The 20,346-nt window shown below is 38.7% G+C and carries 20 protein-coding genes; 9 read left to right on the top strand and 11 right to left on the bottom strand.

From position 1 onward, the window contains the following. Positions 1-70 precede the first annotated feature (70 nt). A complete protein-coding gene (locus AAGS61_RS00195) occupies positions 71-508 on the top strand; it encodes a DUF1801 domain-containing protein (RefSeq protein WP_391366261.1) in 438 nt (145 codons plus the stop codon). A 282-nt stretch (positions 509-790) separates the two neighbouring features. Here AAGS61_RS00195 and AAGS61_RS00190 read toward each other — a convergent pair whose 3' ends face one another. The 7 genes from AAGS61_RS00190 to pdhA all read right to left on the bottom strand — a co-directional run bounded on the left by AAGS61_RS00190 (position 791) and on the right by pdhA (position 9,223). Continuing rightward, the gene (locus AAGS61_RS00190) at positions 791-1,564 is read right to left on the bottom strand and encodes a CPBP family intramembrane glutamic endopeptidase (RefSeq protein WP_391366260.1); all 774 of its coding nucleotides are present in this window, start codon (positions 1,562-1,564) and stop codon (positions 791-793) included. A 12-nt stretch (positions 1,565-1,576) separates the two neighbouring features. Beyond that, positions 1,577-2,236, bottom strand: a complete 660-nt coding sequence (locus AAGS61_RS00185; protein WP_391366259.1) for a TetR/AcrR family transcriptional regulator — start codon at positions 2,234-2,236, stop codon at positions 1,577-1,579. A 495-nt stretch (positions 2,237-2,731) separates the two neighbouring features. Continuing rightward, positions 2,732-3,514 (bottom strand): SDR family NAD(P)-dependent oxidoreductase, encoded by a 783-nt coding sequence (locus AAGS61_RS00180; protein ID WP_391366258.1) that lies wholly within the window; start codon positions 3,512-3,514, stop codon positions 2,732-2,734. Between the two features lie 847 nt (positions 3,515-4,361). Continuing rightward, a complete protein-coding gene (gene lpdA, locus AAGS61_RS00175) occupies positions 4,362-5,774 on the bottom strand; it encodes a dihydrolipoyl dehydrogenase (protein ID WP_391366257.1) in 1,413 nt (470 codons plus the stop codon). 4 nt (positions 5,775-5,778) lie between these two features. Continuing rightward, on the bottom strand, positions 5,779-7,122 hold the full coding sequence (locus AAGS61_RS00170) for a dihydrolipoamide acetyltransferase family protein (protein WP_391366256.1): 1,344 nt from the start codon (positions 7,120-7,122) through the stop codon (positions 5,779-5,781). Positions 7,123-7,137: 15 nt separating this feature from the next. After that, positions 7,138-8,115 carry an alpha-ketoacid dehydrogenase subunit beta gene (locus tag AAGS61_RS00165; protein WP_391366255.1) on the bottom strand — a complete coding sequence of 326 codons (978 nt, stop codon included), beginning with the start codon at positions 8,113-8,115 and terminating at the stop codon, positions 7,138-7,140. A gap of 1 nt (position 8,116) precedes the next feature. Next, complete coding sequence (gene pdhA, locus AAGS61_RS00160; RefSeq protein ID WP_391366254.1) at positions 8,117-9,223, bottom strand: pyruvate dehydrogenase (acetyl-transferring) E1 component subunit alpha; 1,107 nt, start codon at positions 9,221-9,223, stop codon at positions 8,117-8,119. Between the two features lie 365 nt (positions 9,224-9,588). Here pdhA and def point away from each other — a divergent pair, with 365 nt between their 5' ends. Further along, positions 9,589-10,146 (top strand): peptide deformylase, encoded by a 558-nt coding sequence (def, locus tag AAGS61_RS00155; protein WP_391366253.1) that lies wholly within the window; start codon positions 9,589-9,591, stop codon positions 10,144-10,146. A 128-nt stretch (positions 10,147-10,274) separates the two neighbouring features. On the opposite strand, the gene AAGS61_RS00150 is transcribed toward def, so the two are convergent. Further along, a complete protein-coding gene (locus AAGS61_RS00150; protein ID WP_391366252.1) occupies positions 10,275-11,045 on the bottom strand; it encodes a Cof-type HAD-IIB family hydrolase in 771 nt (256 codons plus the stop codon). Between the two features lie 365 nt (positions 11,046-11,410). Here AAGS61_RS00150 and AAGS61_RS00145 point away from each other — a divergent pair, with 365 nt between their 5' ends. Together AAGS61_RS00145 and rnjA are read left to right on the top strand one after the other, a co-directional pair. Further along, entirely contained in the window at positions 11,411-11,620 is a 210-nt protein-coding gene (locus tag AAGS61_RS00145) for a DNA-dependent RNA polymerase subunit epsilon (RefSeq protein ID WP_391366251.1), read from the top strand. Positions 11,621-11,626: 6 nt separating this feature from the next. Next, the gene (gene rnjA / locus AAGS61_RS00140; protein WP_391366250.1) at positions 11,627-13,294 is read left to right on the top strand and encodes a ribonuclease J1; all 1,668 of its coding nucleotides are present in this window, start codon (positions 11,627-11,629) and stop codon (positions 13,292-13,294) included. Between the two features lie 69 nt (positions 13,295-13,363). Here rnjA and AAGS61_RS00135 read toward each other — a convergent pair whose 3' ends face one another. The 3 genes from AAGS61_RS00135 to AAGS61_RS00125 all read right to left on the bottom strand — a co-directional run bounded on the left by AAGS61_RS00135 (position 13,364) and on the right by AAGS61_RS00125 (position 15,129). Beyond that, complete coding sequence (locus AAGS61_RS00135; RefSeq protein WP_391366249.1) at positions 13,364-14,020, bottom strand: potassium channel family protein; 657 nt, start codon at positions 14,018-14,020, stop codon at positions 13,364-13,366. Between the two features lie 70 nt (positions 14,021-14,090). Then, entirely contained in the window at positions 14,091-14,543 is a 453-nt protein-coding gene (locus AAGS61_RS00130; RefSeq protein ID WP_391366248.1) for a TlpA family protein disulfide reductase, read from the bottom strand. Between the two features lie 43 nt (positions 14,544-14,586). Beyond that, complete coding sequence (locus AAGS61_RS00125; RefSeq protein WP_391366247.1) at positions 14,587-15,129, bottom strand: peroxiredoxin; 543 nt, start codon at positions 15,127-15,129, stop codon at positions 14,587-14,589. 274 nt (positions 15,130-15,403) lie between these two features. Here AAGS61_RS00125 and AAGS61_RS00120 point away from each other — a divergent pair, with 274 nt between their 5' ends. From AAGS61_RS00120 to AAGS61_RS00100, 5 genes are read left to right on the top strand one after another with little or no spacing between them, the layout of a single operon-like run. Further along, on the top strand, positions 15,404-15,946 hold the full coding sequence (locus tag AAGS61_RS00120; protein ID WP_391366246.1) for a helix-turn-helix domain-containing protein: 543 nt from the start codon (positions 15,404-15,406) through the stop codon (positions 15,944-15,946). A 13-nt stretch (positions 15,947-15,959) separates the two neighbouring features. Next, positions 15,960-17,066, top strand: a complete 1,107-nt coding sequence (locus AAGS61_RS00115) for an ABC transporter ATP-binding protein (protein WP_391366245.1) — start codon at positions 15,960-15,962, stop codon at positions 17,064-17,066. Further along, positions 17,056-17,859, top strand: coding sequence for an ABC transporter permease (locus AAGS61_RS00110; RefSeq protein WP_391366244.1), 804 nt, complete (start codon positions 17,056-17,058; stop codon positions 17,857-17,859). The genes AAGS61_RS00115 and AAGS61_RS00110 overlap by 11 nt, the downstream gene beginning before the upstream one ends. Next, the gene (locus AAGS61_RS00105; RefSeq protein ID WP_391366243.1) at positions 17,860-18,657 is read left to right on the top strand and encodes an ABC transporter permease; all 798 of its coding nucleotides are present in this window, start codon (positions 17,860-17,862) and stop codon (positions 18,655-18,657) included. It begins immediately after the preceding gene. Then, a complete protein-coding gene (locus AAGS61_RS00100) occupies positions 18,654-19,730 on the top strand; it encodes an ABC transporter substrate-binding protein (protein WP_391366242.1) in 1,077 nt (358 codons plus the stop codon). The genes AAGS61_RS00105 and AAGS61_RS00100 overlap by 4 nt, the downstream gene beginning before the upstream one ends. The last annotated feature ends 616 nt before the right edge of the window (positions 19,731-20,346 follow it).

Below are 20,346 nucleotides of genomic sequence, written 5' to 3'. Positions count from 1 at the left end.
ATTCGCGCTTCGCATGAATATGTGATCAGCGTGAATGCATGTTTTATTAAGAGGCAAAGGTTGTGGGACGATGTTTGAACAATATATTTCACAAATCGATGATAAATGGCGTGATGCATTGATCGAGTTAATGCATACCATTGAAGAAAATTTACCCGCTGGATTTGAAAAAACAATGCAGTACAATATGATTTCATATGTTGTACCACTAGAAACCTATCCACCAGGTTATCATGTCACACCAAATACACCGCTACCATTCATTAGCATTGCCGCTCAAAAACGGCATTTATCCCTTTATCATATGGGCATTTATACAGATGAACAGCTGCTGACATGGTTTCAACAAGCGTATGCACAAACGGTTCCGACTAAGCTAAATATGGGAAAAAGCTGTATTCGATGGACTTCCACAAAGCATATTCCATTTGATTTAATCGCAGAGCTGTGTAGCAAAATCACAGTGAATGAGTGGATTGGGCTGTATGAAGGAACTATTCGTCGTTAATAACAACATGAAAATAAAGCCTCCTGGGTTGGGGGGCTTCTATTTATTAGGTTGGAATACAGTTTGATTAAGAATGACTTGCAAACATTAATTTTACCAAGAAGTAATACAACTTATTTTGAATACACATTGATTAAAATGGATGAGAATTTCAAATACCAATTCCATCTTAACTCTTTCGTAATATTTAACACTTATTTCAAATTCCCATCACCTATAAATTAAATGAATAGCCTATATACCGCGAACAAACATAGTATTAGTTAAATGGTGAAATAGTGGTTACTCATGAATTAAATTGCGCCCTTTAGCGTTATTCCTCTTTCGATAGAATTCAAATACAGTAAAAATAACTAGAGCAAACAAAACCGTAAATAAAGCGGATGAAATATTTGTATTCGGAATATATACCTCCCAAAATGAATTAATTAAAGCATGGAAAATAATACATAAGAAAATACTTTTAGTAGATAAATAAATAACAGTCATTAAAAAAGATAATGCCAAAGCAATTAAAGTAAACCAAAGAAAGTTCATGTTCATTTGATTTGAGCCAACCACAAACCATAATGGCAAATGCCAGATTGCCCAAATTGCCCCAACAATTAGTGTACTTGTGAATGGTGACCATCTTTTTTGCAACGTAGGTTGCAAATACCCACGCCACCCTATTTCTTCCAAACCACCACCAATAATCATGATTGGAAAATTAATTAATGCTACATATAAGGGATTCTTGATAGATACCCCTCCCCAAAAAGTGGGTAGAAAACAAGCTAAAAACGCAAGTCCTACCGTAAATAGATACCATATTAATGGGTGTCTAGGATTTTTTATATTACTAATAAACGCTTTAAATTCTTCTTTAGAACTATATTTCTTTTTTAGCCAAATCTCACAAATCGCAGGTGCGACACCACCAAGAATAAATAATATTATTGATAATGGAGTTCCAAATCTGAGTAAATTGAATTGTGTTAGTATCGCTAAACCACCCCATAGTACCCACGATGAAAAAAATGTATAAAATAGAAACCTTCTTACCCCTTTCCCCAATTATGCTCCCCCCTATTTAGACCTCAACAATAATAATACAGACTTGCATAGTGTATTCATTAGGCGAAGTTCATCAAATAATGCTTGCTCATTTTCGAACATACCGTAACATTTTTGTAAAACCACATCTCTTACAATGCCATCAATAGATGTCAAAATAAAAGTAAACAAATCTTCTAATGATATTTCAGGATGAAAACTACCTAAAGAAATTCCCTCACGAATTGTATTAAATAATCTCTCAACCAAATATTGTCCGCTTTGATTTTCAGTAATATTGGATAAAATTTTCTTTTGTCTCTCTGGATTGTTTGCAAATAAGATTGTGAGCTCAAATTGAATTTTGCCAACTGTGGATAAGTTTTCTTTTATATATTCTCCCAGAAAAGTAAATAGCTTTTCTATCGCCTCTTTGGGGGCTTTGCTATTCTTAATAATCATATCCACAGCTTGTTTATAGTCAGCATTAGTATTAATCTGATTAATAATCTCAACAAGTATTTCATCTAAATCTGAATAATAGCGATAAATTCCTCCTTGACTTACTCCTGATGCTTTAATGATATCTCTCATCGTAATTTCATAAAGTGGCTTAACTTTACAAACCGATAAAGCTGCTTCTAAAATGGTGTTTTTCTTTTTCATTACATATTCATGACTTACCTTCGGCATAGTTACCCCCCTTAAAATGACATATATGTCATTTTTATTTTATAGCTTGATTTATTCATTGTCAATATTTTAAATGACACTACTATCATTATTAAAACACGAATAATTCACCTCATGTAACATGAGTTGTAGGCTCCTAAATTTAGAGAAAGAAAATCTTACAGCTAATTTTGAAACTATTTCATTTTAGATTGGATGTTTTTAATAAAGTAGAAGTGAATATTTGTACACAACCAGAAGGTCACGATGAAATGAACGTGATGATGTATTGAGATTCAGTAGAACAATTTGAAGCTTGGCGTGCATCTGATGATTTAAAAATACACATAGTCGTGAAGCTGATAACAATAAAAGAAAAAAGTGAAACATCGCTAGTAATCAGCAACCGTGTTTTCATTTCACAAGTCGTGTCTACATAGGCAAAATAAGATGGCATTTCCCCCTTCTTACTTCAGCAAAAAAGCTGTGCGCGAAGAAAATCTTCACGCACAGCTTTTATAATGCACTCCCCGCCCCACCATCAATATTGACCGTTGTCCCTGTCACATAGGATGCTGCATCAGACACTAAGAAAGTAATAACATTGGCCGCTTCCTCTGTACTGCCAATGCGACCAAGTGGGATCGATTGACCGACTTGCTCTGAATATTCATCCCACGATAATTGTGGTGCTTGTTTCTGCCAACGTTTTTCAATTTGATCACTTCGAATCAGCCCAATACAAACGGCGTTTACCCGAATATTGTAAGCGCCTAAATCGTTACTCATCGCCTTTGTTAAGGCTAGTCCTGCTGCACGACTTACAGTTGTCGGTAAGGAGCTTGCTGGTGGTGTTTTTGCCAATACTGCGGTCACATTGACAATGGCCCCTCCCCCTGATTGCTTCATATAAGGAATTGCATATTTCGCACAATGAATGGCACCAAAAAGTTTTACATCTAAATCCGTTTGCCATAACGCTGTTGCGACTTGTTCAAATGGATGAGCAGCCGCAGTTCCTGCATTATTCACTAAAATATCAAGTTTGCCGTAATGAGCAATCGTCTTTTCAATGACTGCTTGGCAATCTTGTTCTTTCGTTACGTCTGCTGGCACAGCCAAGACATCAGCACCTGTTTGTTGCTTAATACTTGCGGCAGCGACTTCTAAATATTTTTCCCCACGTGCACAAATCGTGACATGTGCCCCTTCCTTTACGAGCTGTAGCGCTGTATAAAAGCCAATCCCCTTGCTCGCGCCTGTCACGATGGCTACTTTGCCTTGTAACTGTAAATCCACCATCCATTCCCCCTTTGCCGATGTACTTCTATTATACATTGGGAATTATTAGAAATGAATGTTTGCTCAATTAATTATTGAAACATTCTATATATTGTTGAGAAACGCATTGGAATACGTTAATTTCCGCTACGGCCAACTCACTTTCCGCAGGCACGACTTCAGCTAATTTATTTCGGCTCATGCTTATTCCTGCCCGAGTCCAGTCGAGTGGCCTCCAATCCAATCAACGAGTACGTATTTTTATTGCTCGTCATTGAAATCGATTATTTTGAATCCCCTAATTGTGTCACATAGCGAAATCGGTATACAACTTAATTTAAAATAAGTGTTAAACAAGGACTATTATCCTAAATAGCACTTATTCATAATTAAGTCGTATCTCAAAAACGACCAGTAGCAATTTTCATCGTTTTTTAAATGAACAAATAAATTTTTTATTCAAAAATCGTAAGTTATCGTTTTTTTTATGAATGATCGCATCATAAAGGCACACACCAACTAATTTCGATGACGGCATATGTTTCGAAAAAAGCTCGATTCTGTTCGTTTTCCATCCGAAAAAGATCTTTTTCCCCACTCAGCGCAACCTCCGTTTTCAGTAAATTTCTCTCTTTTTTATCACAATAACTATTTGTAGAGCGCTCTATTTTGAATGAAATCGTTCATTTTTTCTTCAAAACGCACACAAATGAGACGATTCAATAGCAAGGTATACACTGATTTTTGAAGTCAACCGTTACGTTAAAAGATGAAAATAAACTTAATATATGAGGGCTATTATTTTTATTAATCAATAGAAAAAGCCCTATTATTTCCGAAGAAATAATAAGGCTTTACTGATCAATTATTTAGATACGATATGGATTGGGTTGCCAAGTAATACTTCAGCCGCTTCCATTGTGATCTCACCTAATGTTGGGTGAGCATGGATTGTTAATGCTACGTCTTCAGCAGTCATACCTGCTTCGATTGCTAGACCCATTTCAGCGATCATATCAGATGCACCAGCACCCACGATTTGAGCACCGATTAATAAACCGTCTTCTTTACGCGCAACAAGTTTTACGAAACCTTCTGTAGCGTTTAAAGCTAATGCACGACCGTTTGCAGCGAATGGGAACTTCGCCGCTTTCACTTCGATACCTTCTGCTTTTGCTTGGTCTTCTGAGTAACCTACAGTAGCAAGTTCTGGATCTGTGAAGCATACTGCTGGAATTGCTAAGTAATCTACGATTGAATGCTCGCCAGCGATTGCTTCTGCTGCTACTTTACCTTCGTAAGATGCTTTATGTGCAAGTTGTGGACCCGCTACGATATCACCAATTGCGTAAATGTTTGGTACTGACGTACGACATTGTTTATCTACTTCAAGTAAACCGCGCTCTGCAAATTTAACACCGATTTGCTCAAGACCCATTTCATCTGTATTTGGACGACGACCTACAGTTACTAATACGTAGTTTGCTTCAACTGTTTTTTCTTCTCCGCCAACTTCGTATGTTACGATTACGCCGTTTTCATTTTCTTGTACACCTTTAGCTGATGCGCCTACTACTACTTCTACGCCTTTTTTCTTTAAGCCTTTTTTCACGACCTGTGTCATTTGCTTTTCGAAACCAGCTAGGATGTCTTTTCCACCCTCGATAATTGTTACTTGTGAACCTAAGTTTGCGTATGCAGAACCTAACTCCGTACCGATGTAACCGCCACCGATTACAACTAATTTCTCTGGTACTTCTGGTAAAGAAAGCGCACCCGTTGAGTTGATTACACGCTCAGTGAATTTGAATGTTGGAATTTCAACTGGACGAGAACCTGTTGCTAAAATAGCATTTTTGAACGTATAAGTTTGTGCGTTATCGCCATCAATGACACGTACAGTGTTTGCATCAACAAAGTAAGCTTCACCTTTTACGATATCTATTTTATTGCCTTTTAATAGACCTTCAACGCCGCCTACTAATTTTTTGACAACACCGTTTTTGAATTCTTGTGCTTTAGCCCAGTCTAATTTCACGTCTGATGCGACAACACCCATATCATCTGAATGCTTCGCTTGCTCAAAGCGGTGACCTACAGAGATTAATGCTTTTGATGGGATACATCCTACGTTTAAACATACGCCGCCTAGTTGACCGCGCTCTACTACTGTTACTTTTTGTCCAGTTTGCGCTGCACGGATTGCCGCTACATAACCACCAGGGCCTGCACCAACAACTAGAGTATCAATCTCGATTGGAAAATCTCCTACTACCATTTTATTACGCCTCCATTAATAAAAGTTCTGGTTCACTTAACAAACGCTTTAAATGATTTAAAGCATTTTGTGCAGTGGCACCATCGATCATGCGATGGTCAAAGCTCAATGATAATGCTAACACAGGTGCCGCTACAATTTCACCATTTTTTATTACAGGTTTCTCTGAAATTCTGCCAATTCCCAAAATTGCTACTTCAGGGTGGTTAATTACTGGTGTAAACCACTGACCACCAGCTGATCCAATGTTCGTAATCGACATGGAGCCACCTTTCATTTCATTTGGTGTTAACTTGCCGTCACGTGCTTTTGTTGCCAGCTCATTAATTTCACTTGATACAGCGAAGACAGATTTACGATCTGCATGCTTAATGACAGGAACTAATAGCCCTTTTTCAGTATCAGCTGCAATCCCAATATTATAATAATGCTTTTGAATAATTTCCTGTGTTGCATCATCTAATGAACGGTTAAACTCAGGGAATTCACGTAACATGGATACTAACGCCTTGACAACATACGGCAAGTACGTTAATTTTACACCTTTTTCAGCGGCGATGTCTTTAAAACGCTTACGGTGTGCTACAAGTGCCGTCACATCTACTTCGTCCATTAATGTCACGTGCGGTGCTGTTTGTTTTGAGTGTACCATCGCTTTTGCAATCGCTTTACGAATACCACTCATTTTTTCACGTGTTTCTGGGAACTCACCCTCTACATTTACCGGTACCGCTACTTGTGGTGCATCTACCGTTTCCGTTGCTTGCACTTCCCCTACTGCTTGTTGTGCAACTGGTGCTTGCTCACCGCTCATAAATTTCTCAATATCTTCTTTTACAACACGGCCATTTTTGCCTGAACCAGCGACTTGGTGAATATTTACCCCATTGTCACGTGCAAATTTACGTACAGATGGCATTGCAATGATGCGTTTATTCGTATCTTGCTCACCTGCTCGTACGACTTCAGCTTTTGGCGCCTCTTCTGTTGCTGTTGGTTCCTTCGCTATCTCTTGACCTGCTTCAGCTGTTGCTTGTACTTGTGCTTCTGTTTTCTCTTCACCTTTTGCTTCTGCATGGTCATCGCCTTTTAATTTTAAATCTTCATAACCTGGCGCATCAAATCGAATGAGTACGTCACCTACAACCGCCACTGTCCCTTCTCCTACTAAAATCTCTTCGACAGTACCTTCTACTGGAGACGGGATTTCTACAACCGCTTTATCGTTTTGTACTTCACATAAAATATCATCTTCTTGTACTTTGTCTCCTGGTTTTACGAACCATTTAACGATTTCACCTTCATGGATACCTTCTCCGATATCCGGTAAACGGAAATTGAATGCCATATTTGTCACCTCTTTTTAGAATGTTAGAACTTTCTTCGCCGTTTCCATTACGTCTTTATAGTTCGGTAGCCATACACCCTCAGCTTGTGGGAAGGCATATACTGTATCTGGTGCTGCTACACGAAGAACCGGTGCTTCTAAACTTAAGATGGCACGTTCTGTAATTTCCGCTACAACGTTTGCAGCAATACCTGCTTGTTTTTGCGCTTCTTGTACAACAATGGCACGACCTGTTTTTTCAACAGAAGCAATAATTGTTTCGATATCTAATGGTTGGATTGTACGTAAGTCGATAACCTCTACAGAATACCCTTCTTTTTCAAGCTCTTCTGCCGCTTTTAAGCTTTCATGAACCATTAAACCATATGCAAAGATGGATAAATCCTTACCTTCTCGTTTTACATCCGCTTTACCGATTTCGATTGTGTACGCTTCTTCTGGTACTTCTTCACGGAATGAACGATATAATTTTAAGTGCTCTAAAAACACCACTGGATCATTATCACGAATGGCTGAAATTAATAATCCTTTTGCATCATATGGTGTAGAAGGAATGACCACTTTTAAACCCGGTGTTTGTGCCATTAACCCTTCTAATGAATCTGAGTGCATCTCTGGTGTGTGTACCCCACCACCAAATGGTGAACGGATTGTGACTGGCATATTGTATGTACCACCTGTACGGTAGTGCGTACGTGCCATTTGACCTGCGATGGAGTCAAATACTTCGAAAACGAAGCCGAAGAATTGAATTTCAGGCACTGGACGGAAACCCGTTAGCGATAAACCGACTGCAAGCCCACCAATTCCTGACTCTGCAAGCGGTGTATCGAATACGCGATCTACACCGAACTCTTTTTGAAGACCTTCCGTCGCTCGGAACACGCCTCCGTTTACCCCAACGTCTTCCCCAAACACTAATACATTTTCGTCATTTTTTAATTCACAACGAAGCGCATCTGTAATTGCTTGAATCATCGTCATTTGTGCCATATTACTTCGACTCCTTCTCTTTATAAATCGCTAATTGCTCTTGTAAGTTCGCAGGTAAGTCACCACGATACATGTTCTCGATTAGCTCTGTTACTTTTTGCTTTGGTGCCTGGTCTGCTTGTTTAATCGCTTCTTTAATCTCTTCTTTTGCACGCTCGATTACAGCTTCTTCTTTTTCTTGTGACCATAAACCTTTTGCTTCTAAGAATTTACGGAAGCGTACAATTGGGTCTTTTGCTGCCCATTCATTATCTAAATCACCTGTACGGTAACGCGTTGGGTCATCCCCTGCCATCGTATGTGGTCCGTAACGGTATGTCATTGTTTCAATTAAAGTTGGTCCTTCTCCATTGATCGCACGTTCACGCGCATCTTTCGTTACTTTGTAAACGGCAAGTGGATCCATACCATCTACTAAAATACTTGGAATACCAGCGGCTACACCTTTTTGTGCAAGCGTCTTACCTGCTGTTTGTAATTCGCGTGGTGTAGAAATCGCAAATTGGTTGTTTTGAATGAAGAAAATTGCTGGTGATTTCATTGCCCCTGCAAAGTTAATACCTTCATAGAAGTCACCTTGTGATGAACCACCGTCACCTGTATATGTTACAGCTACAGCTTTGGCATTACGCTTCTTCAAACCAAGTGCTACACCTGCCGCTTGAATATATTGTGCACCAATAATGATTTGTGGTGGATATACGTTTACACCTTCTGGAATTTGATTACCGATAAAGTGACCACGGCTGAATAAAAATGCTTTCCAAAGTGGTAAACCATGCATAACAATTTGCGGTACATCACGGTAGCCAGGTAAAATCCAGTCTGCTTTTTCAAGTGCAAATTGTGATGCTAATTGAGAGGCTTCTTGACCAGCAGTTGGCGCATAGAAACCTAAGCGTCCTTGACGATTCAGTGAAATCGAGCGTTGATCTAAAATACGTGTATAGACCATACGAGACATTAACTCTACAAGCTCTTCATCCGAAAGGTTTGGATTTGCCTCTTCGTTTACGATTTCTCCTTCTTCATTTAAAATTTGGAACATTTGAAATTTGTCTTCAATTTCATGTAACGTTACAGTTGGATCAAACTTATTTTCTCCCATAGTGAACGCTCCCTTTCAACTGTATTATTTTTTAATTTGTTTTTATTAGTACAACTATTTCTTACCACTCAGTATAAAGAAGAAAACACAATCGGTCAATCGTTGATTTTCTAATAAAACGCATTTTTTTATACAAAATAAAAAATTCCGAAAAACTCTAATCTGTTATATATCAAAACAACTTCTGTACTATAATAACACCTCCATTTTTATTTTTCCCCTTAAACCGCTCAATCAAACTCATCATTTCTCATCTCCATAATTTACAATGATATTTTTTTCGTATTTCAACGTTTTTTCATTGAACAGCTTGCTCCGTATTGTATACTAAAGGCAGAAGTAGAAATGCGAAAGGAAGTATTTAAATGATTTTAATGGGAGATATTATCCGCGAAGGTCACCCTACTTTGCGAACACGTGCGGAAGAAGTGACTTTCCCACTCACTAAAGAAGACCAAAACCTCGCTCATGATATGCTAGAATACTTAATTAATAGTCAAAATCCTGAAATGGCTGAAAAATACGGTTTACGTGGAGGGATTGGGCTAGCAGCGAATCAAGTAAACAGCTTAAAACGTATGTTTGCCTTACATTTAGCAGATGAAAAAGGAGAGCAATTAAGCTTTGTTGCAATCAACCCAAAAATCGTCAGTCATTCTGTTGAGCAGACGTATATGACATCTGGTGAGGGCTGCCTTTCTGTGGACCGTCATGTGCCAGGCTACGTACCCCGCTACGCACGCATTACAGTAAAATTTATGACTGTAGACGGCGAAGAGAAAAAGATGCGACTGTCGGGACTACCCGCTATTGCCTTCCAGCATGAACTCGACCATTTAAACGGCGTCATGTTCTACGATCGCATTAACGAAAAAGATCCATTTAGCGAAATCCCAAATGCTACTCCATACGAAAGAAATTAATGACAAAGGAAGCATACTGATGCGACTTCTTAGTAGATATTGATCAAAAATGAAGGATGTATCCCGAAAGTTTTTACTTTTGGGATACATCCTTTGTAATTATCTACAGTCCATTTTTTATACAAACGTTAAATCATGCCAAACTCTTTCATAATTTTATAAATGCCATCATCATCCACATGTGGGGCAATGACATTTGCTACTGCCTTCGCTCGATCATGCCCATTGTCCATGGCAATACCAAGTCCAACTGCTTGTAGCATTTCAATATCGTTCAAGCCATCGCCAAACGCTACAGCATCATCCATTGTCTTCCCAATATGTTGCAAGATTTTCTCAATGCCGCGCGCCTTTGAACCGGATTTAGGCAAAATATCACATGAATAGGGATGCCAACGTACAAATTGCACTTCCGGAAACGCTTTGCGATATAGATGTTCATCTTTTTCTTCTACAAAAATTAACGTTTGATAGACTGCTTGCACTTCATAAAACGCAGCATCGATACGAGGATACGGATATTTTAATGTAGCTAAGCTCGATGCTACCTTATGATTATCTGGAAGCGATGCAATCATTTCACGATCATCTAAAAATACAACAGGTTCACCACGACGCTCACCAAATGCAATCACTTGTTGTAAATAATCGCGCGGAATAGAATCCGTAAAAATAACCTCCCCCTTGTACACCACATATTGTCCGTTAAATGTCACATATGTATCGATTTCAAGCTCTTCTAGTAAAGACGTAATCATAAATGGGGCACGCCCTGTTGCTATAGCAATTTCATAGCCATTTTTACGCGCAGAAAATAGCGCTTCTTTCGTTGAATGAGGTAAACATTTCTCACTATCGTACAGTGTACCGTCTACGTCGAAAAATAAAATTTTTTTCATATAATCTACCCTCTCTTTAACCAAAAGACCTTTACAAATATCTGAAAATTCATTATAATGAATGTAAGGAGTGATGTGCCATGCTAAAACGGCTCAAAAAGAAATTATTGAAACGGTTAAATGGCATCCTCGGAAAAAAATCAATTGCCTAAGCCCTTCAGAATTTGAAGGGCTTTTCTTTATTTTAAAGTAGCTGCGTGATAATATAAAGGAAATGCATTTATTAAATGATTCTTTTTATAACTTTCGTTATTTTATACTTCTTCAGACATGTATTTATACATAAGTATTTCAAATAACATAAAAGTTGTATAAAGTATAAACTTAAATGCAATGACTATGTACGTTTTAAAAGGAGAGTAATTATGATTTACAAAGTTTATTATCAAGAAAATATGCATGAGATTCCAGTTCGCGAAAACACAAAATCATTATATGTAGAGGCCTCTTCAGAACGCGAAGTTCGTCAGTATTTAAAAGACCGCAAATACAATATCGAGCTTGTACAATTATTAGAAGGTGCATACCTTGAGTATGAGCAAAACAGCCCTAACTTCCGTTTGGAGAATGCTTAATCGATTATGAAGTTCGTTAAAAACGATCAAGCAGCTGTATTCGCACTTGGCGGACTGGGCGAAATCGGCAAAAACACATATGGTGTTCAATTCCAAGATGAAATCATCCTCATTGATGCAGGCATTAAATTCCCTGAAGATGATTTACTCGGAATTGATTACGTAATTCCGGACTATACGTATTTAGTACGTAATGTCGACAAAATTAAAGGGTTATTTATTACGCACGGGCATGAAGATCATATCGGTGGTATTCCGTACTTACTGCGCCAAGTAAACGTTCCTGTTTACGGCGGTAAGCTTGCGCTAGGTTTACTACGCAATAAGCTGGATGAACATGGTTTGCTACGTACAACAAAGTTAATTGAAATTAAAGAAGAAGATGTGATTAAATTCCGAAAAACATCTGTCAGCTTCTTCCGTACAACACATAGTATTCCAGACGCGTTCGGAATCGTTGTTAAAACACCCCCTGGCAATATCGTACATACAGGGGACTTCAAGTTCGACTTTACGCCTGTTGGAGAGCCAGCGAACTTAACGAAAATGGCTGAAATCGGACGTGATGGTGTTTTATGTTTACTATCAGACAGTACAAATGCTGAAGTACCTAACTTTACGATGTCTGAACGTAAAGTAGGCGAAAGCATTAATGATATTTTTCGAAAAGTAGATGGCCGCATTATTTTCGCGACATTTGCATCAAATATCCACCGCTTACAACAAGTAACAGATGCAGCTGCTGCACATGGTCGTAAAATTGCCGTGTTTGGTCGCTCGATGGATAATGCGATTACAATTGGTCGTGAGTTAGGTTATATTACTGCGCCAAAAGAAACATTCGTGGATGCCCAAAGCATTAATCGTTTACCTGCAAATGAAGTCATGATTTTATGTACAGGCTCGCAAGGCGAACCAATGGCTGCTTTATCACGTATCGCAAACGGAACGCATCGACAAATTCAAATTCAACCTGGCGATACAGTTGTGTTCTCTTCTTCACCGATTCCAGGGAACACAATGAGCGTGAATAAAATTATTAACTTACTGTTCCGCGCTGGTGCTGAAGTCATTCATGGTTCACTCAATAGCATCCATACATCCGGACATGGCTCACAGGAAGAACAAAAGTTAATGCTTCGACTGATGAAGCCGAAATTCTTTATGCCTATCCACGGTGAGTACCGTATGTTAAAAATGCATACAGAGCTAGCCGTTGATTGTGATGTATTACATGAGAACACATTTGTGATGGAAAATGGTGAAGTACTTGCTTTAAGTGCGAAAGAAGCACATGTAGCAGGTCGCATTCCATCGGGAGATGTGTATATTGATGGTAACGGGATTGGCGATATCGGTAATATCGTACTACGCGATCGCCGTATCCTTTCAGAAGAAGGTCTTGTCATCGTCGTTGTAAGCGTTGATATGACAAATCAAAAAGTCGTTGCTGGACCTGATATTATTTCGCGTGGCTTTGTGTATATGCGCGAATCAGGTACGATGATTAATGAAGCACAAAAAATGCTTACGCAACATTTAAATCACGTCATCCAAGAGAAATCGACACAATGGACTGAATTAAAAAATGAAATTACAGACGTTTTAGGACCTTATCTTTTCGAAAAAACAAAACGTCGTCCAATGATTTTACCAATCATTATGGAAGTATAATTTCTTATACACTTAATAAAAAGCGTGTATCCAATAGGAACTTTCCTACTAGATACACGCTATCCTTTTCTACAACGCTTTTTTCATAAAGCGATTAATATCCACATCCGCGCCAATAACAAGAAGGATATCCCCCATTAAAATCGGATCTGTCGGAGAAGGCGTAATTAAAATTTCCTCACCACGTTTGATCCCTACAATATTAATCCCATATTTCGCACGAATGTCTAAGTCTACAAGAGAGCGTCCAGCAATACGATCGCTCGCTTTAATCTCCATAATGGAATGCTCGTCCGATAGTTCTAAATAGTCCAGTACATTATTAGATATCATATTATTGGCAATTCGAATCCCCATATCACGTTCAGGATGCACGACAAAATCGGCACCAATTTTACGCAATACTTTTTCATGATAATCGTTCGTCGCTTTTACTGTAATTTGCTGTACACCTAATTCTTTTAAAATTAGCGTTGTCAGTATACTCGATTGGATGTCTTCCCCGATTGCTACGATTACATGCTCAAAATTCCATAAACCAAGAGACTTAATGACTGCCTCATCTGTCGTATCTGCTACAACAGCCTGTGTCGCAATTTGTGCAAATTCATCTACTCGTTCTTGCGACATATCAATGGCCATAACATTAGCCCCTTGTGCAATTAACTCTCCAACAATACTACTACCAAATCGGCCAAGTCCGATGACTACAAATTCTTTTCTCATCGTATAATGCCCCCTTATTCTAATGTGTTTCAAGTGTATCGCAAATGACCCAAATAAAAAAGGTATGGCATCAAACCATACCTTTATGTTCGTGAACAACCCGTTCAATGCGCTTTTCAAGTATGCGCAATCCACTGCCACCTGCTTGATAATGGCGTAAAAGCCCCTTATCGTCAAATAAATAATAAGACGGGACATATCGATTGTTAAATCGATCCGTGATTAAAAACTCATTATCGATTACTATTGGCTGTAGCATATCATAATATTTTACAACCTTTTTCACATTATCTACAATAACATCTTCCTCGGTACGCGGCATATGCACGGCTATAATATTTAAATCCCCCGCATACTGATCAGCTAAATGATTGATAGCATCTAGCCCATGCTTACATAAATTACAGCTCACAGACCAAAAATGAATAAACGTTGGCTTTCCTGTAAGCATGTCATTTGTCCATCCTCTACCTTTTAACCACTTCGCTCCGTCTAGCGAAGGCATTGGAGCGCGTAACTTCATCCACTAATCCCTCCTAGCTCTTTGCTATCATATGCGAATGTAGTTAAAGTGTCTCTTCACTAGGAGGCCAATTTACCGAGTATAGCCCCCCCATTTGAAGTACTTGTAATACACGTAATAGTTCATCCACATCTCGCCCAACATTCTGATAAAAAACCGTTTGATATTGTAGTACTCCGGTTGGGCTAATAATAAATAAGCCATGAAGCGCAGCCCCTTCTTCCTCAACAAATACACCATACTGCTTTGACACACGATGATTTGTATCTGCTGCAAGCGCAAAGTTTAATGTGCCTACACCATTTTGCATTCGGTCTGTATTGACCCATGCCCAATGTGTATACACTGTATCCGTAGAAATGCCAATCACTTCTGCATCTAAATCTCGCAATTCATCATACCGATCACTGATTGCCGTAAGATCAGTTGGACACACCGGCGTAAAATCCATTGGATAAAAAAGTAATACCGTCCATTTCCCTTGCTCCATACTGTCTTTTAACGATACCTTCCCAAATGACTTATCTACCAATACTGCATCCATTTCAAAATGAGGGGCCTTTTTCCCGACTATTCTTTCAATCATCATCACTGCCTCCCTTTTAATATGTTCTGCCGAATCGAATGACACTTACCAAAAAAAACAAACTCCTAATTTGTATATATTTAACATACGTAAAAAAACTCCCCACTATCTATAAAATCTTTTATTTCCCCACAAAAATTTTCACTACATCACTTGAAATTCATTTGATATTGTGTATAATGTTTTTTGGTTTGTAAACTAAAAGTTTTGTAAAAGTAAACTTCAATACTTTTTGTTTAGAATTAATAAACTTATACTGGGAGGGATAAACTTCATGCAAATCGGGGCAAAAATTAAAGCTTTACGATTAAAAAAAGGACTCACACAAGAGGAGCTTGGGGAACGTACGGATTTAACAAAGGGCTACATTTCTCAATTAGAACGTGATTTAAACTCTCCTTCCATTGAGACACTTTTTCATATTCTCGAAGTATTAGGCTCAACCCCAAAAGAATTTTTCGACGACACGGCTGATGAACAACCGGTTGTCTATACAAAAGAAGATCAAACAAGTTTTACTGACCATGATAAACAATATACAATTGATTGGTTAATTCCGACGTCGAATGAAAAAGAGATGGAGCCGGTCATTTTAACATTGCAAAAGGGCGGAGAATTTAAACAATTCGAACCGTCCTTATCCGAGACATTTCTTTATGTATTAAATGGAAGGATTCGTGTCGTCATCGGGAATGAGGAGTATATCGCAACCGAAGGACACGCTGTCTATTACGAGGCATCTTCACATCATCAAATTTTTAACGCACATAATGGTTTAACGCGTCTACTACTTGTGGCGACCGAATCTTATTTATAACGAAGGAGGACAAATGATGGATAACACGATTATTCGTTTTGAAAACGTAACAAAATCTTACAGCGACGGTACAGTCGTTTTAAAAAATATTAACTTCGAGCTAGAAAGAGGTAAATTTTATACATTATTAGGTCCTTCTGGCTGCGGGAAAACAACAATTTTACGCATTATCGCAGGTTTTACAGAGGCAACAACTGGCGATGTGTACTTTAACGGGAAACGCATTAACCATATCCCTGCAAATGAGCGTCAAGTCAACACTGTTTTCCAAGACTATGCACTCTTCCCACACTTAAATGTATTTGAAAACGTAGCATTCGGCCTTCGTATAAAGAAGGTAAAAGAACAGGAAATAAAAGAACGCGTACAAGAGGCATTGAAATTTGTCAACTTAGCTGGATACGGCAACCGCGAAATTTCAGAAATGTCGGGTGGTCAACGTCAACGTGTAGCGATTGCACGTGCAATCGTCAACGATCCTGAAGTGATCTTACTAGACGAACCTTTATCAGCACTTGACTTAAAACTACGTACGGAGATGCAATATGAACTTCGTGAATTACAACAACGCCTCGGTAAAACGTTTGTATTCGTTACACATGATCAAGAAGAAGCGTTAGCGATGAGTGATGAAATCTTTGTCTTATCAAACGGCGAAATTATGCAGTCTGGTACACCGGTGGATATTTACGATGAGCCGATTAACCGATTCGTGGCAGACTTCATCGGTGAATCCAATATCGTAGATGGTATTATGATTGAAGACTATAAAGTGCAATTTGCTGGCAAAATTTTTGACTGTGTAGATGGCGGGATGAAGCCAAACGAAAAAATTGATATTGTCATTCGTCCAGAAGATTTAGAAATTACAACAATCGATAAAGGCAAATTAATTGTAAAAGTAGATACGCAACTATTCCGTGGAGTGCATTATGAATTATCAACATACGATCAGGACGGGAATGAGTGGTTAGTACACTCACTAAAGAAGGCAGAAGTAGGGGCAGAAATCGGCTTAGATTTTGATCCAGAGGCAATTCATGTTATGCGCTTAAATGAAACGGAAGAAGAGTTTGATAAGCGCTTAGAAGCATACGGAGATGACGAAGATGCGGAATAAAAATCGTGCAGCATTATTTCCGTATTTCGTCTGGATTGCCTTATTTGTTATTGCGCCCATTGCCTTAGTTCTTTATTATTCCATGCTAGACTTACACGGAAATTTTACATTAGCAAATTATAAAAAATTCTTCTCAACGATTTATTTACAAATGACATTAACAAGCTTTTGGTATGCCTTTTTAATTACGCTCTTTACATTACTCATTGCTTATCCAACAGCTTATTTCTTAACAAAAACAAAGCATAAGCAGCTTTGGTTAATGTTAATTATTATTCCTTCTTGGATTAACTTACTGCTTAAAACATATGCATTCATCGGGATTTTCGGTTTATACGGTCCGATGAATGCAGTGATCGAAGTATTTGGGTTGAACCCACAACAAATTTTATTTACAGATTTTAGTTTTATTTTCGTAGCGGTATATATTTTTATTCCGTTTATGATTATCCCGATTTTCAACTCATTAGATAAATTAAATCCGTCTTTAGTGTTTGCAGCAAGAGACCTTGGGGCATCGGCATGGACGACATTCCGCCGTGTTGTGTTCCCGTTAACAATTGACGGGGTGAAATCAGGGGTTCAAGTCACATTTATCCCTGCCCTTTCACTATTCATGATTACACGCTTGATCGCCGGGAATCAGGTCATTACGCTCGGTACAGCTATTGAACAGCAATTCCTTGTCGCACAAAACTGGGGTATGGGATCCACAATCGCTGTATTTTTAATTATTTTCATGGTCATTATTATGATGCTAACGGGTCAGAAAAAGAAAGGAGGCCGCGCATAAATGAACAAATTATCGACTGCCTCTAAAGCCTATTTAGCCTTAGTCTTTCTCATTTTATACGCACCAATTTTCTATTTAATTTTTTATTCATTCAATAGCGGTGGCAATATGAACGATTTTGAATCGTTTACGCTTGAGCATTATGCGGCTGTTTTTGAAGATACACGTTTAATTGTTATTTTGATTAATACCGTACTTGTCGCCCTGCTTTCGGGCTTAATTGCAACCATTGTCGGTACGCTTGGCGCGATTGGCATTGTTTCCATTAAAGATAAAAAGATGCGTAACACATTACTATCATTAAATAATGTGCTCATCGTATCACCTGACGTGGTCATTGGCGCAAGCTTTTTAATCCTCTTCACTATGATTGGGGTAAAATTAGGCTTTGCTTCTGTGCTTGTATCACATATCGCCTTTAGTGTGCCGATTGTTGTGTTAATGGTTTTACCGAAACTGTTAGAAATGAATACATCCTTAATCGATGCAGCACGTGACTTAGGTGCTACAAAGCGCGACGTTTTAACACGCGTTATCTTACCCTATATCGCACCCGGTATTTTGGCTGGCTTCTTTATGGCGATTACGTATTCATTAGATGACTTTGCCGTCACGTTCTTCGTGACAGGTAATGGGTTCTCTACATTATCAGTCGAGATCTACTCCATGGCTCGCGCGGGCATTACCTTAACAATTAACGCAATCTCAGGCTTAGTATTCTTTATTACAGTGCTTGTTGTCATCGGTTACTACTTTATAACAAACCGCTCAAAAGCAAGAACGGAGGCTGGGAAATGAAACAATTAGTACAAGCAACAATCGCTATTATCATCGCCTGTTTCCTGCTTTTCTTCGCGTCAAGATCACTTGAATCGGTTGGTATGGGCGGCAGTAAAGATACGTTAACGGTTTATAATTGGGGCGAATATATTGACCCCGAGTTAATCAAACAATTCCAAAAAGAAACAGGCATTCATGTCATTTACGAAACATTTGATTCAAACGAAGCGATGTATACAAAAATTCAGCAAGGTGGCTCTTCTTATGATGTGGCCGTTCCTTCTGAATATATGATTGAAACGATGATTGAAGATGATATGCTTATTGAGCTGGATCATTCATTAATTCCAAATGCTCAAAATATCGATCCGTACTTTTTAGATTTACCATTTGATCCAAAAAATAAATTCTCTCTCCCTTATTTCTGGGGGACAGTTGGCATCGTGTACAATCCAACAATGGTACCGGAAGATTTAACCTTTACATCTTGGGAAGATTTATGGGATGAACGCTTAAAGGGGAAAATTTTCTTAGTGGATGGCTCTCGGGAAGTAATGGGGATGGGCTTAAACTCCCTTGGCTATTCGCTAAACTTAAAAGATGATGCTGCATTACGTAAAGCAACGGATAAACTCATTCAATTAACGCCTAACGTAAAAGCCATTATCGGTGATGAAATTACACCACTGATGATTAACAATGAAGCAACTGTTGCCCTTACTTGGTCAGGGCAAGCAGCGGATATGATGTGGGAAAATGAAGAGCTCGATTTTGCCGTTCCAGAAGAAGGGTCTAATCTTTGGTTCGATAACATGGTCATTCCTAAAACATCTAAAAACGTAGCAGGTGCACATGCATTCATTAACTTTATGTTAGATGCTGAAAATGCAGCACAAAATGCAGATTATGTTGGCTACTCTACCCCGAACTCAGCCGCTTGGGCGTTAATGGATGAAGAAGTCATTACAGACGAGCGCTTCTATCCAGATGAAGAACTACGCAAACATTTAGAAGTATACGAAAACCTTGGGCTAGAATGGCTCGGGAAGTATAACGAATACTTCTTAGAATTTAAAATGAACCTCAATTAACAAAAGACGTATGGGCATTTAATGGCCATACGTCTTTTTAGTATACGGATTAGTGTAGAATGCGTAATGAGCAAAAATACACCCTAAAAATACCAGGTAAATAGCAAAAGATATTAAATTAAAGCGTAATGGTAGCCTCCGCGCTTTGCCACAGCCTACACAGGAGCTAAAATAGGCGTGGCCTGTTTGGATCTCCTGTTCCTGCTCCTGACGCTGCGCTTTCGTCGCAAAGAAAATCTTGGCTCCTGTGGCTATGGCGCGCTACGGCAAAGGTGAGTGCTTCTTAATATTCTAAACAAGTATTTACCTTCGTTTAAAGAAATCAATTTCTTTCTGTTTACATGTATCGTTGCCTATTCTCTATTGTCATCAATAAGAATTATTCGTTATTTTTGAGTAATCAATTATTTTATGGAACAATAGTTGCTTGTAGCGAAGGCACGAGACTCCTACGGGAAAAGCGAGACAATCAAGACCCCGCAGGAGCGAAGGATGAGCGACGAGGAGGCTTGATCTCGCCCGTGGAAAGCGAGTGCCGCAGCGGAAAGCAATGGTTACTCAAATGGTAATATATGTTTAAAAATTTACTCATTAAGAGTATAGAATTTAAAAAAAT

Origin of the sequence: Lysinibacillus sp. KU-BSD001, from assembly GCF_042920265.1 — a bacterium.
Classification (GTDB): Bacteria; Bacillota; Bacilli; order Bacillales_A; family Planococcaceae; genus Lysinibacillus_B.
Note: the sequence above shows the minus strand (reverse complement) of the source record. Positions and strands in the feature narration are given on the sequence as shown.